At 71.3% G+C, this 6000-nt stretch carries 4 protein-coding genes; 2 read left to right on the top strand and 2 right to left on the bottom strand.

The features are described from left to right. Both CcI156_RS27865 and CcI156_RS18180 read right to left on the bottom strand, forming a co-directional pair. Positions 1-85 (bottom strand): GDP-mannose 4,6-dehydratase (locus CcI156_RS27865; protein ID WP_330219012.1); only part of this gene is annotated, 85 nt, incomplete at its 3' end. Positions 86-149: 64 nt separating this feature from the next. Further along, positions 150-2516 carry an acyltransferase family protein gene (locus tag CcI156_RS18180; protein WP_305775226.1) on the bottom strand — a complete coding sequence of 789 codons (2367 nt, stop codon included), beginning with the start codon at positions 2514-2516 and terminating at the stop codon, positions 150-152. A 189-nt stretch (positions 2517-2705) separates the two neighbouring features. Here CcI156_RS18180 and CcI156_RS18175 point away from each other — a divergent pair, with 189 nt between their 5' ends. After that, positions 2706-4007, top strand: a complete 1302-nt coding sequence (locus CcI156_RS18175; protein ID WP_023841593.1) for a glycosyltransferase family 39 protein — start codon at positions 2706-2708, stop codon at positions 4005-4007. A gap of 193 nt (positions 4008-4200) precedes the next feature. After that, the gene (locus CcI156_RS18170; RefSeq protein ID WP_076807059.1) at positions 4201-5871 is read left to right on the top strand and encodes an acyltransferase; all 1671 of its coding nucleotides are present in this window, start codon (positions 4201-4203) and stop codon (positions 5869-5871) included. Positions 5872-6000 lie beyond the last annotated feature (129 nt).

Genomic DNA, 6000 nt, shown 5'->3' with positions numbered 1-6000 from the left:
ACACCTCATAACCCTTCGCGGTCAGCAACTCACCCAGATACAACCCGTCCTGACCGGTAATCCCGGTAATCAGCGCGCGAGGCACGTCGAATCCTCCTGTAGACCGCCCGGTACTGGGCGGAAGGTTAGCGTCGGGTAAAGCGGGCGGGTCAGCCGGGTCCCGCTCCCGTGGTCGGCGTGGTCGGCGCGGGTGCGGCGGCCGCTGCTCCCCGGGCGATCCGGAGAAGCTGGGGAATGATCGCGACACCGATCCGTCGGGCACCGCCATTGGAGATGTGCACACCGTCGTCGTCGCGTAGCCGGACACCGTCCAGTTCGTCGACGTACTTGTCACCCGGAGTGAGAATTGACGTGATGTCGATCACGGTGACGCCGGGATGGCGAGCCGCCGCGGCCCGCAGCAGCGCGTTGAACCGCACCACCCGTTCGGCCTTCGTCTCCGGGTAGATGCCGCCGTTCGGCGCCTCGGTCGGCTTGAACACCGGGGTCGTCAGGAGCACCACCTTGGCACCCTTGGCGCCGAGCGTGTCGATGGCGAGGTCGAGTTCCCGGCCGAGGTAGGCGTCGAACCCCGGATCGCCGATGTGCGTCCACCGGCCGTCCCGCATCTGGTCGGTGACCTCCCAGCGACCGACCAGCAGGATCGCGAGCGCGGGGTTGACCTCGTTCACCCGTTGGGCGAACCGTTGCGGCCACTGGTCGCATCCGTCGGTGGTGGGACCGGCGCTGCCGAGGATGCGCCGCTGCATCCCCCGTGCGACGCCACACCCCAGCTTGGAGAAGTCGTGGATCTCCATACCCTGCTGGGCGGCCATCGAGGAGAAGTCGCTGAACCCCAGGGTGAGAGCCACCGAGTCGCCGCCGAGCAGGACCTTGATCGGGGGGTTCCCGCCGGCCTTGACGGCGACGGCCGGTTGTGGGGAGGTCGCCGCCCGCCGCGCCAACGCCTCCAGGTCCGCGGGAGTGCGCACCGACGCCGACGTCCCGGCGGTCGCCAGCAGGATCACCGCGAGCACCCCGCCCAGGGCGGCGGGCACCGTCACCCGCGGGACGGGGAAGCGTACTTTGCCCCGCCGGATCGGGTTCTCCACGAGGTGGAACGAGGCCAGTGTGATCGCCAGCGTGGCGGCGAGGCGGAGCCCCAGCAGGACCACGCCGTTCGTCCCGGTGCGGGTCGCCGTCAGCGTGAGGAAGATCGGCCAGTGCCACAGGTACAGGCCGTACGAGATGCGGCCGACGAAGGTCAGCGGGGCGGTGGCCAGCACCCTCGCCACCGGGCCTCGGGGCGCTTCCACGAGCGAGGCGACCAGCAGCATCACGATGATCGCAACCCCGAGGAAGCCGCCGGCGTAGAGTCCGCGGCTCTCCCCACCCACCGTTGTCCAGAGGAGGATCATCGCAGCCGTGGCGACACAGCCGACGACCGACATGACCGACCGGGCCCGGGCGGAGATCGGGGTCGTCCGCTGGGCCCGCCAGACGGCGAGGGCGGCCCCGACCAGCAGGGCCTGGGCGCGGCTGTCGGTGCCGTAGTAGATCCGGGAGGGGTTCGTCCCGACCACGAGCAGGGCGAGGCCCACCAACGCGGACGCCTCGGCGCCGAGGACCGCGACCGTGAGCGCGAGCGACTGGGCCTTCTGGCGCTGCCGGCGCCAGCGGTCCACGGTCTTCGCGCTGTGCCGCATCAGCAGGTAGACGATCAGCGGCCACAGGACGTAGAACTGCTCCTCAACGGACAGTGACCAGGTGTGCAGCAGAGGTGACGGAGCCGAGAAGTGGTCGAAGTAGCTCTGGTCGGACAGCGCGAAACGCCAGTTTGCGACATAGAGCAGCGTGGAGAGCGCGTCCAGCCGCAGGGTTCCCACGTCGCCGGGGRAGGCGATCCAGCGGGCGTAGGCCGCCACCCCGAGCAGCAGCAGCAGCAGCGCCGGCATCAGGCGGCGGGACCGGCGGATCCAGAAGGCGCGAAGGTCGATGCGCCGGTTGTAGCGGTACTCGGCGATCAGCAGGCCGGTGATGAGGAACCCGGAGAGGACGAAGAAGGTGTCGACGCCGAGCAGGCCGCCGGGCATCCACGAGACGCCGGCGTGATATGCGATGACGGCCGTGACCGCGAGCGCGCGCAGGCCGTCGAGCGCGGGGGAGTGCCCGAGCGGCGCGAGCACGGGTCCGGTGGCGTCGAGATCCTCCTCGACCCGCAGCGGCCCCGTCGCCTCGCGCGTGCCGGTCCGCGGCCGGGTGCCGGCCCGGGCTCTCGCCCCGGGTGCCGTCACCGTCCCGGGAGACCGGTAGGGAGGTCCGGCCGGCGGCCGGGTGGCCCCGGGCGCCGGGCGAGTCCCGCCCAGGCGGGTATTGATCGGGACGGTGTCGGTGGGCTCCGGTCCGGGTGCCACCCGGCGGTGGCGCCCACCGGAGGCGAGCGGGAAGGTGTCGGCGTCGTTGCTGGTCAGCCTCGTTCCCTCCTCGTCGCCGGGGGTTGCGTCGGCTGCGACCTCGCCAGGACATACGACAGGCAAGGCTAATCGCAGCGGCGTGGAAGGACGTACGCGCGGTGTGCTCGCCGCTGTCGCGGCGGACGCGGTGTCGAGCCGTTATCGGGACATTGGTACCTTCCGCGCGTGTCTGAGACCACGGCGGGGCTCCCCCGGATGGTGGCCCCGGCGCCGGCGGTGTCCACGGGCCAACCCACGTCTCGATTCCCCGTGATGTCGGGGTTCTCCGCGATGCTGGGGCGGGCGCGGCCCGTGCGCTGGCACCTGTGGCTGGCCGCGATCGGGCTGCTCGGTCTCGCCGTCCGCCTGTTCTACCTGTTCCACTGGCTGCATCCGGCGGTCGTGGAGGGGGACCCGTACTACTACCACGAGGCGGCGAACCTCTTCGCAGCCGGCCGGGGCTGGCCCGATCCCTACGAACTCGCCCTGTCCGGCCGCTACGTCCCCGACGCCCAGCACCCCCCACTGACCAGCGGGCTGCTGGCCGTGCCATCGGTGCTCGGATTCACCAGCTTCCTGTCCCACCAGCTGTTCTCATGTCTGCTCGGCGTGCTGTCGATCGTGCTTGTCGCCCTCGCCGGGCGGCGGATCGCCGGCCCCGTGACCGGACTGGTGGCGGCCGGGATCGCCGCTGTCTATCCGGGCATGTGGCTCAACGACCCGCTGTTGATGTCGGAGACGACCGGGATCCTCACCTGCGCGTGGATCATCCTTGCCGCCTACCGGTTCCGAGACCGGCGGACAGTCGCCGACGCCGCCTGGCTCGGAGCGGCCCTCGCTGCGGTGATGCTCGCGCGAGCGGAACTGGCGCTGCTCGCCGTGGTGCTGGTGGTGCCACTTGTCGCCACGGCCCGTGAACTCGCCTGGCGGCGCCGGATCGCCCTGGTGGCCGTCGCGGCGGCGGTGAGTGCGCTCACGATCGCGCCCTGGACCATCTACAACCTGTCCCGGTTCAGTGAGCCGGAGTACCTGTCCACCGGGCTCGGCTCCACCCTGGCGGTCACCCACTGCCCGGCCAGCTACTCCGGCCGGTACGTCGGCTGGTGGTCGTTTGACTGCATCCTGGCGTTGCCACCCTCGCCMCAGGAACGCTCCGAACGGGATGTGTTCTACCGCCGGGCCGCGTACGACTACATCAAACACAACGAGCGCAGCCTGCCCCGGGTGGCCGCGGCGCGGCTCGGTCGGACGTGGGGGGTCTACCGGCCCTGGCAGCAGGCCCGGCTGGACACCATCGAGCGGCGCCCCCTGCTCCTCAGCCAGGTCGGGATGGTCACGCTGTGGCCGTTGGAGATCGCGGCGCTCGCCGGGGTCGTGGTGCTGCGCCGCCGCCGGGTCGTGCTGCTGCCACTGCTCGCCGTGCCGATCGCCCTGAGCCTCGCCTCGGTCGCGATCTACGGGACGACCCGGTTCCGGGCCGCCGCGGAGCCCGCGATCGTGCTGCTCGCCGCCGTCGCGATCACGGCCGCCGCGCGGTGGCTCGGGCGTCGTGTAGTGGCTCGGGTGCCGCGGTAGGTTCGCGGACCGGCCGGCCGGGGCCCCTGGGTGCGGATCCGCCGGCGGGCTTCTGTGCGCGGACTGGCTGGCCGGGTAGACCGTCCGGCCGGGTAGAAAGGGTGGGTTCGCTCGGGGTGTCGACGTGGTCGCGCACACCGGACTGGTACGTTGCCTGGGTGCCGGACCTCGCTGATCTCCGGGCGCTCGGTCGGTGAATGGACCCGCCCTTTCTCTCACGGCCGCAGCCGATTCCGGCGCAGCCGCCGGCCCGGCCGGCACCGCTTCCATCCCCGAACCGCGCACTCCCGCGCCGGTCCGTCCACCCAAGGTCGTCTTCGACGGCTTCGACGGCCTGCGCGCGATCGCAGCGGTCCTCGTGGTCGTCGTGCACACCGCGTTTCCCGCTGGTTTCACCACCAGCAGCCGGCTGGGCCCCTACACCGCCCGGGGTGAGATCGGTGTCGCGGTCTTCTTCCTGATCTCGGGGTTCCTGCTCTACCGTCCGTTCGTCGCCGCCCGGTTCGCCGGCATCCGCGGCTCGGACGCCGCCGGCTACCTGGTCCGGCGGTTCATGCGGATCGTMCCGCTGTACTGGGTGGCGCTCGCCGTCACGCTGACCGTGGTCAGCAGCAAGCGGGTCGGCGTGCACGGCTTGGCYGGTCTGCTCCAGACGGCGTTCTTCGTCCAGGGTTATCAGGAGCACTGGGCGATCCAGGGCCTCACCCAGGCCTGGACCCTGGACGTCGAGGCGGCGTTCTACCTGGCGATACCGGTGTACGCGTGGCTGCTGCGGCGGCGGGACCGTCCGCCCRCCGCCCAGTTGCGCGTGGAACTCGCCGCGCTCGCGGTTACGTTCGTCGCCGCCAAGATCGTTCACTACCTGGTGATTCCGTCCACGCAGACCTGGATGAACGGCTGGAACGTCTGGCTGCCGGTCTGGTGGGACCTGTTCGCCATGGGCATGYTGCTCGCCGTGCTCTCGGCCTGGTACTCCCGGCAGGGCAGGTCGCCGCGCTGGGCGGARCTGCCCGGCTCGGGCACGGTGTGCTGGGGCATCGCCGCGTTCTTCTACTGGGTGTCGAGCAGGCATCTCGGCCTGCCGCTCGTGCCGATCTTCGAAGCCACGCGGAGCCAGGACATGGGCAAGCACCTGGGCTACGGGTTGTTCGGCTTCTTCCTGCTGCTCCCGGCGGTGTTCGGCCACGGCGACCGCGGCTGGGTGCGGCCGCTGCTGGCCAGCCGTCCGCTGGCCTTCCTCGGAGCGATCTCGTACGGCATCTATCTGTGGCACTCGGCCGTCATCGACCTGGTGCTGGAGCACAGCGGCTGGCGGCTGTGGAAGATCCCCTACCCGCCGTTTCTCCTGGTGGTCCTCACCCTGACCGTCGGGGTCTCCACCGTGACGCACTTTTTGATCGAGCGTCCCTGCATCACCCTCTCCCGGGAGTGGGCCCGGCGGGCCGACAGATGGGTGGCGAGGCGCTTCGAAGGGGCGGCGAGGGGCGGGGAGGGTGGCCTCGTGAGCGGGGCCGGCGGATCGCCGGGCGAGGTCGAGGTGATCGGAAAGCCCGTCGATAGCCCGACGGTGCCACTCGCGTCAGGCCTCATGTCACCACGGAACATGACGGACCGGGACGCGCGAGACCCGTCCCCTCCGGTCCGGTCTCTCGATCCCGACCTGCCCGGCGTGCCGGATGGACGGGCGTCGCGCGCCGGGTGGAAGCAGCCCCGGGTCGAGTTCGACGGTCTGGAATGGCTCGGGCCGCAGCCCGCGCCGCAGCCCGGTGGGCCTGGGGCACAGCCGGCCGAGCGCGGGGGGCCCGAGCGCGGGGGGCCCGAGCGCGGGGGGCCCGAGCGCGGGGGATCGGCGAGCCGGCGCTGACCCGAAAATGACCGGGCGTCGGGCGCCGCGAGGCCAGGCCGTCGGCAGGTGTCGGGAATCGGACGCCACGAACTCACCCATTTATCCACTTTTCAACCGATCTGCGCCGTCAGTCCCTGTCGTGTCCCG

The sequence above is a fragment of the Frankia sp. CcI156 genome, from assembly GCF_001983015.1.
Taxonomy (GTDB): Bacteria; Actinomycetota; Actinomycetes; order Frankiales; family Frankiaceae; genus Frankia; species Frankia casuarinae.
The sequence above is the reverse complement of the archived record's forward strand: the minus strand, read 5'-3'. Positions and strand labels throughout refer to the sequence as shown.